Origin of the sequence: Streptomyces sp. CRCS-T-1 (genome assembly GCF_024442335.1) — a bacterium.
GTDB classification, from domain to species: domain Bacteria; phylum Actinomycetota; class Actinomycetes; order Streptomycetales; family Streptomycetaceae; genus Streptomyces; species Streptomyces koelreuteriae.
Genome location: NZ_CP101651.1, coordinates 4,939,584 through 4,955,407, shown reverse-complemented (window position 1 = coordinate 4,955,407; position 15,824 = coordinate 4,939,584). Strand labels below are relative to the sequence as shown.

The window sequence follows — 15,824 nt, the reverse complement described above, 5'->3', positions numbered from 1 at the left end:
CTGCCCAACACGCTACGCGGCTTCGTGATTCCCCTCACCGGAGGGGGTCATTCATCACGTCGCCCGAACCTCAGCCGAAGGGGAAGCCCGTGTACCCCTCCGCCAGGTCGGTCTCGGCGGCGCGGTTGGAGGCGATCCGCTCCAGCCGGGCGAGCTGGAGCCGGTCCTCGAAGCCGGTCGCGCCGGGGGCGCGATGCAGCAGGGTCGTCATGTCGTAGGAGAACCGCTCGGCCTGCCAGACGCGGCGCAGGCAGGTCTGTGAATAGGCGTCCAGCAGTTCCGCCGAACCGGTCTCCTTCCGGTGTGTCAGGGCCCGGGCGAACGTCACGACGTCGCCGACGGCGAGATTCAGCCCCTTGGCTCCGGTCGGCGGCACGATGTGCGCCGCGTCACCCGCGAGGAAGAGGCGGCCGTGGCGCATGGGCTCGTGGACGTAGGAGCGCATGGGGGTGACGGACTTCTGGGTGATCGGGCCGCGCTCCAGGCGCCAGTCGTCGGCGGTCTCGAAGCGGCGCTCCAGCTCGTCCCAGATCTCCTCGTCGCTCCACGCCCCGGCGTCGGTGCCGTCGGGCACCTGGAGGTAGAGGCGGGAGACGGACGGCGAGCGCATGGACAGGAGGGCGAAGCCTCGGTCGTGGCGGGCGTAGACCAGCTCGTCGTGCGAGGGCGGTACGTCAGCGAGGATGCCGAGCCAGCCGAAGGGGTACGTCCGTTCGAAGACCTGGGTCAGTTCGGCCGGGATCGCCGACCGGGCCACACCCCAGAAGCCGTCGCAGCCGACGACGTACTCGCACTCCAGGACGCCCTCGCTCCCCTCGTGCCGGAAGCGGACGCGCGGGGCGTCGGTGGCGGCGTCCTCCACGGCCAGCGCCTCCGCCTCGAACAGCAGCGGGCCGCCCTCCTGGAGCTGGAGGGAGATGAGGTCCTTGCAGACCTCGGTCTGGGCGTAGACCATCACGGACCGGCCACCGGTGAGGGCGGGGAAGTCGACGCGGTGCCGTCGGCGGTCGAAGCGCAGTTCGATGCCGTCGTGGCGCAGGCCCTCGCGGTCCATGCGCTCCCCGGCGCCGGCCGCGCGCACTACGTCGGCCGTGCCCTGCTCCAGGATCCCGGCCCGCTGCCGCCGTTCGACGTAGGCACGGTCGCGGCTCTCCAGGACGACCGAGTCGATGCCCGCGTTGTGGAGCAGCCGGGCGAGGAGGAGGCCGGCGGGGCCGGCTCCGATGATGCCGACGGTGGTGCGCATCGGGCACCTTCTCTCTCAGGTTCACGGAGGCTTGTTCGCGTGGTGAAAAATATTTCACTACTGTCGGATGTGAGTTTCCGACGGCATGCGCCCGCTGTCAACGGGCATGCCGTGAAGTCTTCAATGAACCATGCAGGAGTCGGAAGGTGCCCGGAGCCGGACTCGAACCGGCACGCCCGCGAAGGGGCAGCGAGGTTTAAGCTCGCCGTGTCTGCATTCCACCATCCGGGCAGGCCATGGGCTCCGCGTCGAGGTTCCGAGACTATCGGGACGGATCCCCCGAACAGCGGAAGCACGGACCGATGTTGTCTTATTTTATTGACGTCTGAGGGTGCATCAGCACCCGGAACGCGCCATCCGCACTTGCCAATAGCCTTCCGTGCGGCGGTGGGCGCCGCATACGGAATGACGGAATTTCACCGCCCGAACGAGGGCACTCCACCTGTTCTCGACATCAGGGCCTCTCGGGTTCCCGACACCGGGGCCGCTCAGGGGCGTTCGTCATCCCCAGGTATGACACCGCCGCTCCTGGTCAGACCGAAGTCGGCCCTCGGAACGGGAACTGCGGGTGACTACACGGCGGCGGGGGACCCGGACGATGGATCACATCCCCCTGACCGCATCACCGTCCGACAGGAGTGCCATCCCGTGACCACCTCTTCCCTCGCCGACCGGGCCACCGCCGTGGCCGCGCGCGCCACGGATCTCTCGAAGATCTACGGGCAGGGTGAGACCCAGGTGGTCGCCCTGGACCGGGTCTCCGCCGACTTCCGGCAGGCCGAGTTCACCGCGATCATGGGCCCCTCCGGCTCCGGCAAGTCGACCCTGATGCACTGTGTGGCCGGTCTCGACTCCTTCTCCTCCGGGTCCGTGCGCATCGGCGACACCGAGCTCGGCTCCCTGAAGGACAAGCAGCTCACCAAGCTGCGCCGGGACAAGATCGGCTTCATCTTCCAGGCGTTCAACCTGCTGCCGACCCTGACGGCCCTGGAGAACATCACCCTCCCGATGGACATCGCGGGCCGCAAGCCGGACAAGCAGTGGCTGGACTCCGTCATCCGCATGGTCGGCCTGGCGGACCGGCTGGGCCACCGGCCCTCGCAGCTGTCGGGCGGTCAGCAGCAGCGCGTCGCCGTGGCGCGGGCGCTGGCCTCCAAGCCCGAGATCATCTTCGGTGACGAGCCCACCGGAAACCTCGACTCGCGCTCCGGCGCCGAGGTGCTGGGCTTCCTGCGCAACTCCGTGCGGGAGCTGGGCCAGACGGTGGTGATGGTGACGCACGACCCGGTGGCCGCGGCCTACGCGGACCGGGTCGTCTTCCTCGCGGACGGCCGGATCGTGGACGAGATGCACGGCCCGACGGCCGACTCGGTGCTCGACCGGATGAAGGCGTTCGACGCCAAGGGCCGCACCAGCTGATCCCCCGTCAGGACCGACAGGACTGAGAAGAAGAACCCATGTTCCGTACCGCCTTGCGCAATGTGCTCGCGCACAAGGCCCGGCTCCTGATGACCGTGCTCGCCGTGATGCTCGGCGTGGCCTTCGTGTCGGGGACCCTGGTCTTCACCAACACCATCTCCGACGCGTTCCAGAAGAGCTCCGCCAAGGGCTTCGACCGGGTCGACGTCGCCGTGACCTCGGACTACCAGGAATCCGAGGGCGACCGGGTCGGCAAGGTCCACGACCTGGACCGGGCCGTGCTCGACAAGAGCGAGCGCGTTCCCGGCGCCGCGTCCGCCATCGGCGTCGTGCAGGGCTTCACGGCCATCGCCGACAAGGACGGCAAGCTGATCGGCGAGGGCTTCCAGTCGCAGGGCGGCAACTACTGGGGGGACAAGGACCCCCGTTACCCCCTGACGAGCGGACACGCGCCCAAGGGCCCGGGCGAGATCCTCATCGACTCCGAGACGGCGAAGCGCGCCGGGTACGAGGTCGGCGACACCGTACGCATGTCGGTCGACGGGCCGGTCCTGACCCCGAAGATCGCCGGCATCTTCACCACCGACGACGGCAATGTCGCGGCCGGCGGCTCCCTGACCCTGTTCGACACGGCGACCGCGCAGAAGCAGTTCGGCAAGGCGGGCGTCTACGACCAGATCGACGTCACGGCGAAGCCGGGCGTCTCGCAGACCGCGCTCAAGGCGGAGCTGGACAAGGCACTGCCCGAGGGCACCGTCCAGACCACCACGGGCAAGCAGCTGGCCGACGACCAGGCCGAGACCATCTCCCAGTCGATGAGCGGCATGCAGACGGCCCTGCTGGTCTTCGCCGGCATCGCCCTGTTCGTCGGCACCTTCATCATCGCCAACACCTTCACCATGCTGGTCGCCCAGCGCACCAAGGAGCTGGCGCTGATGCGGGCGGTCGGTGCCTCGCGCCGGCAGGTGACGCGGTCGGTGCTGATCGAGGCGTTCGTGGTCGGGGCGGTCGCCGCCGTGACCGGTCTGGTCGCGGGCATCGGCATCGGGGCCGGAATGCGCTCCCTGATGGGCTCGTTCGGCGCGACCGTGCCCGACGGCCCGCTGGTCATCGAGCCGGCCACGATCGCCGTCGCGTTCGCCGTCGGCATCCTGGTGACCATGCTGGCGGCATGGCTGCCGGGCCGCCGGGCCGCGAAGATCCCGCCGGTCGCGGCCATGAGCAGCGTCCACGCCACGGCCACGACCAAGTCGCTGGTGCTGCGCAACACCCTGGGCACCCTGTTCTCGGCCGCGGGCGTCGCGGTGGTCCTGATGGCCACGACCATGGACGGCTCGGACGGCCAGATGCCCATGGGCTTCGGCGCGGTGCTGCTGATCATCGGCGTGTTCATCCTGACCCCGCTGCTGTCCCGGCCGCTGATCGCCGCGGCGGCGCCGGTGCTGCGCGCCTTCGGTGTCTCCGGCAAGCTGGCCCGGCAGAACTCGGTGCGCAACCCGCGCCGTACGGCGGCCACCGCCTCGGCGCTGATGATCGGCCTGACCCTGATCACCGGTATGACGGTGACGGCGGGCAGCCTCCAGCAGGCCATCGACAAGATGGCGGCGTCCGCGATCAAGGCGGACTACGTGGTGTCCATGGCGAACGGCAACCCGCTCTCCCCGGACGTCGAGAAGAAGCTGCGGCAGACCGACGGCGTCACCGCCACGAGCGCGCTGACCAACGCGGTCGCCCGTGTCGACGGCAAGACCGACGAGTATCTGACCGGCGTCAACGGCGCCGCGATCGGCGAGCTGGCGGGCCCGAAGGTCGACGACGGTTCGTTCAAGGTGGGCGGTTCCCAGGTCGTCGTGGACACCACGACCGCCGAGGCGAACCACTGGAAGGCCGGTTCGAGCTTCAGCGTCGCCTTCGAGGACGGCAAGAAGCAGCGGTTCACCGTCGCCGGTACCTACGAGGGCAACGAGTACCTCAGCGGCATCCTGCTCGACCAGTCGGCGCTCGCGCCGCACACGTCCGACCCGTACGTCATGAAGGTCATGGCGAAGACCTCCGGCGGCCCGTCCGGCGCGGCGCAGGACAAGCTGGAGAAGGCCCTCGACAACAACCCGGCGATCAAGGTCCAGGACAAGCAGGACATCTCCAACGAGATCGCGAAGATGTTCACGCTGATGCTGAACATGCTCTACGGACTGCTCGCCATGGCCGTGATCGTGGCGGTCCTCGGGGTCATCAACACCCTGGCCATGTCGGTCTTCGAACGCTCCCAGGAGATCGGCATGCTCCGGGCGATCGGCCTGGACCGCAAGGGCATCAAGCGGATGGTCCGCATGGAGTCCCTGGTGATCTCGCTGTTCGGCGGGGTGCTGGGCATCGGCCTGGGCGTGTTCTTCGGCTGGGCGGCCGGTGAGCTGCTGGCCTCCAAGATGCCGACCTACGCGCTGGTCCTGCCCTGGGCGCGGATGGGTGTCTTCCTGCTGCTGGCCGCGACGGTGGGTGTCCTCGCGGCGCTGTGGCCGGCCCGGCGGGCGGCCCGGCTGAACATGCTGGAAGCGATCAAGGCGGAGTAGCGGGCACGGCGAAGGCCCGAAGGCCCCCTTTCCCACCGGTGGGAGAGGGGGCCTTCGCCGTGTCAGTTCCAGGTGCGGGCGCGCAGGGGCATGCCCGACTCCCCTGATGCGGGGGCCCGCACGGCCAGGACCTGGTTGACGCCGATGCGGTTGCGCTCGAAGGCGACCGCGCAGGCGGCCATGTACAGGCGCCAGACGCGGGCGCGGCCGGGCCCGGTGAGCCGGACGGCACGCGTCCAGTCGGCCTCCAGGCGGGTGACCCACCGGCGCAGCGTGAGGGCGTAGTGCTCGCGGATCGACTCGACGTCGCGCACCTCGAACCCGGCGCGCTCCAGCTGGGTGACGGTGACGCCGACGGGCTGGAGTTCACCGCCGGGGAAGACGTAGGAGTCGATGAACGCGTCGACCTCGTACGTCGTCTCGTCCCGCTGCGGGCGGCGGGCGATCTGGTGGTTCAGGAGCCGTCCGCCGGGCTTGAGCAGGTCGTACAGGCCGTCGGCGTACTCCAGGTACCGTTCGGCGCCGACGTGTTCGGCCATGCCGATGGAGGAGATCGCGTCGTACGGCCCGTCGCGGACGTCGCGGTAGTCCTGGACGCGGATCTCGATCCGGTCGGTGAGGCCCTCTTCCGCGACGCGCTTGCGGGCGTAGGCGGCCTGCTCCTGCGAGAGCGTGACGCCGACGACGCTCACGCCGTGCTCGCGGGCGGCGTGGATGGCCATGGAGCCCCAGCCGCAGCCGACGTCGAGCAGCCGCTGACCGGGTCTCAGGCCGAGCTTGCGGCAGACGAGTTCGAGCTTGTCCCGCTGGGCCTGTTCGAGGGTGGCGTCCGGGCTGTCGGGGCTGTCCCAGTAGGCGCAGGAGTACACCATGGACGGGCCGAGGACGATCTCGTAGAAGTCGTTGCCGACGTCGTAGTGGTGGCTGATGGCGCGTCTGTCGCTGCGCTTGGTGTGCAGGTGGCGGCGGGGGGCCCGGGCCTCCTCGGGAGGCGGGGCGGGCGGCAGCGGGGACCCGGCGAGCCTGACGAGGCCCCGGACCGCGGAGCGGACCTCGGGGTCGCGCAGGGCCTGGGTGAGGGTGCGGGCGTCCTCGCCGCGCTCCCAGATGTCACCGGCGAGCAGGTCGAGGGCGGTGTAGAGGTCGCCCTCGATGTCCAGGTCACCCGCCACCCAGGCGCGGGCCAGACCCAGTTCGCCCGGCTTCCACAGCAGGCGGCGCAGGGCGCGGCGGTGGTGTACGACCAGGGTGGGCGCGCCCGGCGGGCCCGCCTGCGAACCGTCCCAGGCGCGGATGCGCACCGGGGGCGGTGCTCCCAGCAACTGTGCGAAGAGGCCCTGCAGCCGCAGCGCGGCGTCTGCCATGGTGTACACCTCCGTGACGGGGAATCCCGGAATGTCCGACACCACGTAAACACCTGCGGGGCCCCACCGCAGTCCCCGGCACGCGTCATCTCTGAGCAAAGCCGCCACTTCGCCCACCCGGCGGGTGGGCTGCCGTACAACGCCGAAGGACCTCCCGCACCACGGATGGCGGGAGGTCCTTCGTCAGGCGGGTGACCGGGGGAGGGTCAGGAGGCCTTGGCCTTCTCCTCGGTCTTCTCCTTCGGCGCGGCGGCGACCGGGGCCGGCTTGGCGGCCTCGTAGAACTCCTCGCGCGGCGTCTCCATCGCACCGAGGGAGACGACCTCGCGCTTGAGGAACATCGCCAGGGTCCAGTCGGCGAAGACGCGGATCTTGCGGTTCCAGGTCGGCATCGCCAGACCGTGGTAGCCGCGGTGCATGTACCAGGCGAGACGGCCCTTGAGCTTGATCTTCATCTTGCCCATGACGATCATCGCGACGCCCTTGTGGAGGCCGAGACCGGCCACCGCGCCCTTGTTGGCGTGGGCGTAGTCCTTCTGCGGGAAGCCCCGCATGCCGGAGACCACGTTGTCGCCGAGGACCCGGGCCTGGCGCAGCGCGTGCTGGGCGTTCGGCGGGCACCAGGCGTTCTCGTTGCCCGCCTTGCGGCCGACGAGGTCCGGGACCTGGGCGTTGTCGCCGGCGGCCCAGATGTAGTCGGTGCCCTTGACCTGGAGCGTCGGCTCGCAGTCGACGTGACCGCGGGGGCCGAGCGGCAGGCCGTAGCGGGACAGGGCCGGGTTGGGCTTGACGCCGGCGGTCCAGACGATGGTGCTGGAGTCGACCTCGAGGCCGTTCTTCAGCACGACGTGGCCGTCGACGCAGGAGTCCATGGAGGTGGACAGGTAGACCTCGACGCCGCGGCCCTCGAGGTGCTCCTTGCCGTACTTGCCGAGCTTGGGACCGACCTCGGGGAGGATCTTGTCGGCGGCGTCGACCAGGATGAAGCGCATGTCCTCACGGGACACGTTCTTGTAGTACTTCGCGGCGTCGCGGGCCATGTCCTCGACCTCGCCGATGGTCTCCGCACCGGCGAAACCGCCGCCCACGAAGACGAAGGTGAGCGCCTTGCGGCGGATCTCCTCGTCGGTGGTGGAGTCGGCCTTGTCGAGCTGCTCGAGGACGTGGTTGCGCAGACCGATGGCCTCCTCGACGCCCTTCATGCCGATGCCCTGCTCGGCGAGGCCGGGGATCGGGAAGGTGCGGGAGACCGCGCCGAGCGCGATCACCAGGTAGTCGAAGGGCAGCTCGTAGGCCTCGCCGACCAGCGGGGAGACCGTGGCGACCTTGCGGTCCTGGTCGATGGTGGTGACCCGGCCGGTGAGAACCTCCGCCTTGGGCAGCACGCGTCGCAGCGGGACGACGACGTGGCGCGGGGAGATGTTGCCGGCGGCGGCTTCGGGGAGGAAGGGCTGGTAGGTCATGTACGACCGGGGGTCGACGACCGTGACGGTCGCCTCTCCGTAGCGCATCTTCTTCTGGATGCGCCGAGCTGCGTACAGGCCTACGTACCCACCGCCTACTACGAGGATCCTGGGACGCTCCGTGGTGCTCATGCCATCGAGTATCCACCCGCCTCAGGGGGGTGGCTCGTGCGCCCCTTCACAAGCTCTGGCAGGGGGGTGTGTTATCCTCCGCGGCTCGCGTGATCCATGTCATGGTGACAACCGGGATCCTTTGTGCACCCCGGACCGTTGTCAATGCCGCGTGAGCTGCCTCTCTGGGCGGAAAGGGCCTCCGTGAGGCCACCCCGGAGTCCCGCTCCGGGCTCCTTCCCCGGCATCTCCATACCATGCTTCTGAACACGTTCAAAGGCACCTGAGGGCCCCGGATGGGTCAACGGGGCCCTTCTTGTCGCCCTCGCGGGCCGAATTCCTTGTGAAGAACTTCACGAACTTTTCCGACGAGCCGTCGCCGGGGGGTTCACCAGAGCCCCCCGGACACGCTCAAACGTGATCCATGCCTGCTCAGAAGCGGCCTACGCGACCGACCACGCGATGCCGTCGAGGATGTCGTGCTCGCTCACGACGACCTCCTCGGCGCCGATCCGCTCCATGATCGACAGCAGTACGAGGGCCCCCGCCGCGATCACGTCGACCCGGCCCGGGTGCATGGACGGCACGGCCGCGCGCTCGGTGTGCGTGGAGCGCAGCAGCCACTCGGTGATCTCACGGACCCGGTCGTGGGAGACACGGGAGTGGTGGATGGCGGCCGGGTCGTACTCGGGCAGCTCCTGCGCGATCGCCGACACGGTCGTCACGGACCCGGCGAGGCCCACCAGCGTGCGGGCCTCGCGCAGCGGGACCGTCTCCTCGGCGAGGTCGAGGGCGGCCTCGATGTCCGCCCGCATCGCCGTGATCTGCTCCTCGGACGGCGGGTCGCTCACCACGCCGCCCCGGACCAGGTGACGCTCGGTCATCCGGACGCAGCCGATGTCCACCGAGCGCGCCGCCCGGACATGGTCGTCGCCGACGACGAACTCGGTCGAGCCGCCGCCGATGTCCACGACGAGGTAGGGCTCGGGCAGGTGGTCTCCCCCGGCGAGCTCCTTGGTGGCGCCGGTGAAGGAGAACTCGGCCTCCTGGTCCCCGGAGATCACCTCGGGCTCGACGCCCAGGATGTCCAGCACGCCGCGCACGAACTCGTCGCGGTTCTCGGCGTCCCGGGAGGCGGAGGTCGCCACGAACCGCAGCCGCTCCGCCCCGTGCTCCTTGATGATCCCGGCGTACTCGCGGCACGCCGCGAAGGTCCGCTGGAGCGCCTCGGGGGCGAGCCGGCCGGTGCGGTCGACGCCCTGCCCGAGCCGCACGATCGTCATCCGGCGGTCCAGGTCGACCAGCTCACCGGTGGCAGGGTCGGCGTCCGCGACCAGGAGCCGGATGGAGTTCGTACCGCAGTCCACGGCGGCGACACGGGTCACTGCGTGGCCTCCTCGGCGTTCGTCACGCACGGGCCCTTGCGCCACCACTCCGGCAGCATCTCGATGGCCTCGTCCCCGAGCGGGTTCACCCCGGGCCCGGCGGCCAGCGAGTGGCCCACGAGCACGTGCAGGCACTTCACCCGGTCCGGCATGCCGCCCGCGCTCGGGAAGTTCTTCAGCTCCTCGATCTCGTCGCGCCGCCGGATGTAGTCCTCGTGCGCCGCCCGGTACGCCGCCGCCAGCTCGGGGTCCGAGGCCAGCCGCTCGGTCATCTCCTTCATCACGCCGTTCGCCTCCAGCGTGCCGATGGCCGAGGCGGCGCGCGGGCACGTCAGGTAGTACAGCGTCGGGAACGGCGTCCCGTCCGGCAGCCGAGGTGCCGTCTCGACGACGTCGGGCTGCCCGCACGGGCACCGGTGCGCGATCGCGCGCAGACCGCGCGGGGGCCGACCGAGCTGCTGCTTGAAGGCCTCGACGTCCGCGTCGGTGGGCTCGGTGCGCGGGGTGGTCGGCGGGGGCGTTTCCATGACTGTCTTCAGGCTGTCTTTCTTTGAGTCAGATATCTGGCTGGGATCCGGGTTCACCGGTCGGAGGCGTCGGACTTGTCGACGCCGTCCCACACATTGGCGTACCAGGGGCGGTCGGCCGTCCCGAGCACGGCGTGCGACTGCCGCGCCACGTGCGGGTCGACGACGATGAATCCCGTCTCCCCCGGCATGACGTAGTGCAACCGCTGCCGGATCTGCTGTTCCGCGTACGCGTCGTCCTGCCAGCGCGCCTTCTGGTCGCGCAGCCGTTCGACGCGCTGCCGGGCCTGCTGCTGTTCGCGCTGGAGGTCGTCGATCTCGGCGCGCTGGGAGACGTACTCCCGCATCGGGTAGGCGAGCGCCACGATCAGCGTGCACATCACCAGGGCGAGCAGCGCGGCCCGGCCGGTCAGCCGGGAGCGGCGGGCCTGGCGCCGGGTCTGGGAACGGTAGACCCGGGCCGCGGTCTGCTCGCCGAGCAGCCGGATCCTGGTCGCGGTGGAGAAACGGTCCCGGTCCTTCACGGCCATGGTCTCCCCGCTCTCCCGCTCCACCGTCCGACGCGCGTACGTCCCCGGACACGGTACGGGACCGAGTACGGGGACGTACGTACGACTGGCTCAGGGTTGACCCTTAACGGGTCAGCCCGGTCAGCCCTTGAAGCGCGGGAAGGCGCTGCGGCCGGCGTAGACCGCCGCGTCGTCGAGGATCTCCTCGATGCGCAGGAGCTGGTTGTACTTGGCGACGCGCTCGGAGCGGGCCGGGGCGCCGGTCTTGATCTGGCCGCAGTTGGTGGCGACGGCCAGGTCGGCGATGGTGACGTCCTCGGTCTCGCCGGAGCGGTGGGACATCATGCACTTGAAGCCGTTGCGCTGGGCCAGCTCGACGGCGTCCAGGGTCTCGGTCAGCGAGCCGATCTGGTTGACCTTGACCAGCAGGGCGTTGGCGGCGTTCTCGTCGATGCCGCGGGCCAGGCGCTCGGGGTTGGTGACGAACAGGTCGTCGCCGACGAGCTGGACCTTGTCACCGAGCTTCTCGGTGATGGTCTTCCAGCCCTCCCAGTCGTCCTCGAACAGCGGGTCCTCGATGGAGACGAGCGGGTACGCGTCGACGAGCTCGGCGTAGTACTCGGTCATCTCGGCGGCGGAGCGGGTCTTGCCCTCGAAGGTGTAGGCGCCGTCCTTGTAGAACTCGGACGCGGCCACGTCGAGGGCGAGGGCGATCTGCTCGCCGGGGGTGTAGCCGGCCTCCTTGATCGCCTCGAGGATGAGGTCGAGGGCCTCGCGGTTGGAGCCGAGGTTCGGGGCGAAGCCGCCCTCGTCGCCGAGGCCGGTGGCCAGGCCCTTGCTCTTCAGGACCTTCTTCAGCGTGTGGTAGACCTCGGCGCCCCAGCGCAGGGCCTCGGAGAAGGACTCCGCGCCGATCGGGGCGATCATGAACTCCTGGATGTCCACGTTGGAGTCGGCGTGCGAGCCGCCGTTCAGGATGTTCATCATCGGAACGGGCAGCAGGTGCGCGTTCGGGCCGCCCAGGTAGCGGAACAGCGGCAGGTCGCTGGCCTCGGAGGCGGCGTGGGCGACGGCGAGGGAGACGCCGAGGATGGCGTTGGCGCCGAGGGAGCCCTTGTTGTCGGTGGCGTCCAGGTCGAACATGGCCTGGTCGATCAGGCGCTGCTCGGTGGCGTCGTAGCCGACGAGCTCCGGGCCGATCTGCTCGATGACCGCGAGGACGGCCTTCTCCACACCCTTGCCGAGGTAGCGGTTCGAGTCGCCGTCACGCAGCTCGATGGCCTCGAAGGCGCCCGTGGAGGCGCCGGACGGGACGGCGGCACGACCGGTGCTGCCGTCGTCGAGGCCGACCTCGACCTCGACCGTGGGGTTGCCTCGGGAGTCCAGGATTTCCCGGGCTACGACGACGTCGATGGACGGCACGAGCATCTCCTTCTTATGTGACGCGGGTACGCGGGTCACGTGGACCCGGCGAGGTGCGGGCCGTGGTGGCTCGCGACATGAGCCTAACCGGCTCGGGCCGATCGGCCACCGGGTCGCCCACCCCATGGACAGAACCGAGAGTAAATTGTTTCCGAACGGAACAAAGACGATCGTGGAAAAGACCGGCAGTGACGCCCGGCGGAAATGACCCCGCCCCGGCGCGTACGGGGGAACACGCGCCGGGGCGGGGAGCCCGTGGGGACGGGGAGGGCCGCTGCTTACTTCAGGTGCAGCTGCTGGCCCGGGTAGATGAGGTTGGCGTCCTCGACGATGTCCTTGTTCAGCTGGAACAGCTTCTCCCAGCCGCCCTCGACCTTCTTGTCGGCCGCGATCGAGCTCAGGGTGTCGCCCTTGACGACCTTGTACTCGCCGTCGCCCTTCTTGACCTTCTTGCCGGTCGGGGTGGTGACGGTCTTCTTCGCGGCCGGGCGCTCGTCGGAGCGGGAGGCCGGCTGCTGGGTGTCGCGGGACTCGGTGCTCTGCTGGCTCTGCTCGCTCTGCTGCGAGGAGCTGCCGGAGTCGTCCGAGGAGGAGGAGCCACCGCCACTGGCGTTCGACAGGCCCTTGCCGCAGACCGGCCAGGCACCCTTGCCCTGACCCGCGAGGACCTTCTCGCCGATCTCGATCTGCTGCTCCTTGGTGGCCTGGTCGGCGGTGGCGGCGTACTTGGTGCCGCCGTAGCCGGACCAGGTGGAGGCGGAGAACTGCAGACCGCCGTAGTAGCCGTTGCCGGTGTTGATGGACCAGTTGCCGCCGGCCTCGCACTGGGCGACGGCGTCCCACTCGGAGGCGGTGGCGGCGGAAGCGCCGCCGGCGGCCATCAGCGGGGCGGCGACAGCGGCGCCGGTGACACCGGCGACGGCGATGGCACGGCTGGCCTTGGACGGACGACGGTGCTTGCCCTTGCTGGAAAACAGCATGGAAGGATCCCCTCACCGACGCCTGCGAGGTGAGCTGTCGGGTTCGGGCCGGTTGAGTTGCCCGGCCGCGCCCCTCCCGGGACACGGCTTCACCCCAAGCCCTTCCGGCACAACCGGCCGGTCGGGCACCTACCTTGGGTCCCCCGCTCCTGCCTACGGCGCTTGACGCGACGACTGTTCCCGTACGGCCGCTGGCAGGATTCGGCGTTGCGGCAGCCGGGGCTCGTGGTGACGAGCGGTCCCGACCGTAGCCACGCGATCCGCCGAATTTCAAAGACGATCAGGGCTTCTGAGATCTATCTCTCACGGGCATCAAACGGGACATTAGCCGCGAAACATGACGCGAACTCGCGCTGTTTCGGGGCGACTTCCGCCCCCGTTTCCGCACTGCCCGAACCGCTACTTCTCGTCCGCTTCGCCCTCGACCGTGAGCTTCTGACCGGGGCGGATGAGGTCCGGGTCGGTACCGACGGCCTTCTTGTTGCCGTCGTAGAGCTCGTGCCATCCGCCGCTGATGTCAAGGGAGTCGGCGATGGACCAGAGGCTGTCGCCGATCCCCACGATGTAGGCACCCTCGGACGAGTCGCCGGAGCCCTCCTCGCCGCGGTCGTCGCGCGAGGCGTGACGCCCCGTGGAGTCGTCCGTACGACCCTCGGGCGCCTGGGTCTCGTCGGCACTGGGGCCGCGGTGGCGGCCGGAGCCGCTGTCGGTCGGCGCCGAGGAATCGTCGCTCTGCCGCGAGTTGTCGGACTTGTCACTCTCGCGCGTGGCGGACGGGGAGCTCTCGGGCTCCTGGTCCTGCGAGTCGGAGTCCTTGGAGTCGGGCGACTTGTCGGACTTGGAGGATTCGTCCTTCGAGTCCGACGACTCGTCAGAAGACGGCGAGCCGGACGGGGACGACGAAGGCGAGGACCCGAGGGAGTCGAGCAATCCGGATGAATCCGACGAACCGGATGAGTCGGATGAGCCGTCCGAGTCGGAGGACTTCTTGTCCTGCTCCAGACCGGACAGCAGCCCGCAGGTGCGCCAGGCACCGGCCCCCTGCTCGGCCAGGATTCTCTCGGCCACGGCTATCTGCTGGGAACGGCTGGCCAGGTCGGCGCTCGGGGCGTAGTCGAGGCCGCCGTGACCCTCCCAGTCCTCCTGCGACAACTGCAGGCCGCCGAAGTATCCGTTGCCGCTGTTCTGGCTCCAGGCGCCGCCGGTCTCGCAGTCCGCGACCCGGTCCCAGGTCGTGGCGTCGGCCGCGCTGGCGCCGGAGGCTCCGAGGAGCGGGATCGCGATGGCGGAGCCGGTCACTCCGGCCGCGAGGAGGAGAGCCGGAGCCTGGCGGGGGCGACGGTGCCGACCGTTCCCGGAGAGCATACGGAGACCTTTCGCGAAGACAGCAGTGACCGGCGCGAAGCCGGTTTTCCCGGGCCGCGCTGATGATGGGTGAACGTATAGGCAGACGATCACTTGTCACAAGTTAATGCCGCGTAGATCACGTGAAGATCACAGGACTGACGGCGTGTCACCTTTGCGCGGGCGTGGACCCCACCGGTGCGGGCGTGAACTCAACCGGCAGCGTCCGCAGCCCCCGCATGATCAGGCCGCCGCGCCACCTCAGCTCGGCCGGTTCGGCCGCGAGCCTCAGGTCCGGGAGGCGGGTGAGGAGCGTGGCGAGGGCGGTCTGGCCCTCCAGACGGGCGAGCGGGGCGCCGAGGCAGTAGTGGATGCCGTGGCCGTATCCGAGGTGCTGGTTGTCGCGGCGGGAGAGGTCGAGCACGTCCGGATCGGCGAACCGCTCCGGGTCCCGGTCCGCGGCGGCCAGGACGACGAGGACCGGGTCGCCGGCCTCGATGCGCTGCCCGCCGATGGTGAGCGGCTGCGTGGCGAAGCGCCAGGTGGCGAGCTCGACGGGGCCGTCGAAACGCAGGAGTTCCTCGACGCCCGTCTCCAGGAGGCCGGTCTCCCCCGCGGCGAGGGAGGCCTGGAGCCGGGTGCGCTGCTCGGGGTGGGTGAGCAGGGCGTAGGTGCCGTTTCCGATCAGGTTCACGGTTGTCTCGAAACCGGCGAACAGCAGGATGAAGGCCATGGCGGCGGCCTCGTTCTCGGTGAGGTGCTCGCCGTGGTCGGAGGCCCGGATGAGACCGGAGATGAGATCCTCGCCGGGGGCGGGTTCGGCGGGGAGCGCCTCCCGCTTACGGTGGATCAGGTCGGCGAGGTAGCCCCGCATCTTCTTCACCGACCGCGCCACGCCGCCCCGGGGGCCGCCCTGGTGACGGATCATCATGCCCGCCCAGTCCCGGAAGTCGTCCTGGTCCTCGCGGGGGACGCCGAGCAGGTCGCAGATGGCGTAGATGGGGAGCGGGAAGGCGAACTCGTGGATCAGGTCGGCGGACCCCTGCTGCGCGAACCCGTCGATGAGACCGTCGGTCAGCTCCTGCACCCGCTGCTCGAACTCGGCGACCCGGCGGGGTGTGAACGCCTTGGACACCAGCCGCCGCAGCCGGGTGTGGTCCGGCGGATCGATGTTGAGCAGATGCGTCATCAACTCGGCCTTGCGCTCACCCGGGATACCCGTCTTGCCCTTGGCGTGCGCGGGTTCGCGGTGATGCGCCGGGTTCTTGGAGAGCCGGTTGTCGGCGAGGGTCTGCTTGGCATCGGCGTACCGCGTGACCAGCCAGGCCTCGACGCCGCTGGGGAGCTTGGTCCGGTGCACGGGGGCGTGCTCACGGAGCCAGGCGTAGGCGGGGTAGGGGTCGGTGGCGAACTCCCACGAGAACAGTTCCGGCACCCCGGGCACTTCATGTCGCATGCCATGACCCTACGCAGCGATCGGAGCG

Annotated in this window: 12 protein-coding genes, 1 tRNA gene and 1 riboswitch; of the genes, 2 read left to right on the top strand and 11 right to left on the bottom strand. The window is 69.8% G+C overall.

The annotated features are described in order from the left end of the window. Positions 1-70 precede the first annotated feature (70 nt). Both NNW99_RS22595 and NNW99_RS22590 read right to left on the bottom strand, forming a co-directional pair. Positions 71-1,246, bottom strand: coding sequence for a 4-hydroxybenzoate 3-monooxygenase (locus NNW99_RS22595; RefSeq protein WP_215120962.1), 1,176 nt, complete (start codon positions 1,244-1,246; stop codon positions 71-73). 147 nt (positions 1,247-1,393) lie between these two features. Continuing rightward, positions 1,394-1,477, bottom strand: a tRNA-Leu gene (locus NNW99_RS22590). Between the two features lie 417 nt (positions 1,478-1,894). Between NNW99_RS22590 and NNW99_RS22585 the strand changes: the two genes are divergently transcribed. After that, positions 1,895-2,665 carry an ABC transporter ATP-binding protein gene (locus NNW99_RS22585; protein ID WP_215120961.1) on the top strand — a complete coding sequence of 257 codons (771 nt, stop codon included), beginning with the start codon at positions 1,895-1,897 and terminating at the stop codon, positions 2,663-2,665. Between the two features lie 38 nt (positions 2,666-2,703). Then, positions 2,704-5,235 (top strand): ABC transporter permease, encoded by a 2,532-nt coding sequence (locus NNW99_RS22580; protein WP_215120960.1) that lies wholly within the window; start codon positions 2,704-2,706, stop codon positions 5,233-5,235. A gap of 62 nt (positions 5,236-5,297) precedes the next feature. On the opposite strand, the gene NNW99_RS22575 is transcribed toward NNW99_RS22580, so the two are convergent. The 9 genes from NNW99_RS22575 to NNW99_RS22535 all read right to left on the bottom strand — a co-directional run bounded on the left by NNW99_RS22575 (position 5,298) and on the right by NNW99_RS22535 (position 15,796). Beyond that, the gene (locus NNW99_RS22575) at positions 5,298-6,599 is read right to left on the bottom strand and encodes a cyclopropane-fatty-acyl-phospholipid synthase family protein (protein WP_215120959.1); all 1,302 of its coding nucleotides are present in this window, start codon (positions 6,597-6,599) and stop codon (positions 5,298-5,300) included. 206 nt (positions 6,600-6,805) lie between these two features. Next, positions 6,806-8,194, bottom strand: coding sequence for an NAD(P)/FAD-dependent oxidoreductase (locus tag NNW99_RS22570; protein WP_184598197.1), 1,389 nt, complete (start codon positions 8,192-8,194; stop codon positions 6,806-6,808). A gap of 422 nt (positions 8,195-8,616) precedes the next feature. Continuing rightward, positions 8,617-9,558 (bottom strand): Ppx/GppA phosphatase family protein, encoded by a 942-nt coding sequence (locus tag NNW99_RS22565; RefSeq protein WP_215120958.1) that lies wholly within the window; start codon positions 9,556-9,558, stop codon positions 8,617-8,619. Continuing rightward, a complete protein-coding gene (locus NNW99_RS22560; RefSeq protein ID WP_215120957.1) occupies positions 9,555-10,085 on the bottom strand; it encodes a DUF501 domain-containing protein in 531 nt (176 codons plus the stop codon). Before NNW99_RS22560 ends, NNW99_RS22565 begins: the two co-directional genes overlap by 4 nt. 53 nt (positions 10,086-10,138) lie before the next feature. Beyond that, positions 10,139-10,615, bottom strand: a complete 477-nt coding sequence (locus NNW99_RS22555; RefSeq protein ID WP_215120956.1) for a septum formation initiator family protein — start codon at positions 10,613-10,615, stop codon at positions 10,139-10,141. Between the two features lie 120 nt (positions 10,616-10,735). After that, a complete protein-coding gene (gene eno, locus NNW99_RS22550) occupies positions 10,736-12,016 on the bottom strand; it encodes a phosphopyruvate hydratase (RefSeq protein WP_215120955.1) in 1,281 nt (426 codons plus the stop codon). A 278-nt stretch (positions 12,017-12,294) separates the two neighbouring features. Beyond that, positions 12,295-12,996: a transglycosylase family protein gene (locus NNW99_RS22545; RefSeq protein WP_215120954.1), complete on the bottom strand. Its 702-nt coding sequence runs from the start codon at positions 12,994-12,996 to the stop codon at positions 12,295-12,297. Between the two features lie 4 nt (positions 12,997-13,000). After that, positions 13,001-13,167, bottom strand: a riboswitch (cyclic di-AMP (ydaO/yuaA leader). A 228-nt stretch (positions 13,168-13,395) separates the two neighbouring features. Further along, entirely contained in the window at positions 13,396-14,361 is a 966-nt protein-coding gene (locus NNW99_RS22540) for a transglycosylase family protein (RefSeq protein ID WP_215120953.1), read from the bottom strand. Between the two features lie 148 nt (positions 14,362-14,509). Further along, positions 14,510-15,796, bottom strand: coding sequence for a cytochrome P450 (locus NNW99_RS22535; RefSeq protein WP_215120952.1), 1,287 nt, complete (start codon positions 15,794-15,796; stop codon positions 14,510-14,512). Positions 15,797-15,824 lie beyond the last annotated feature (28 nt).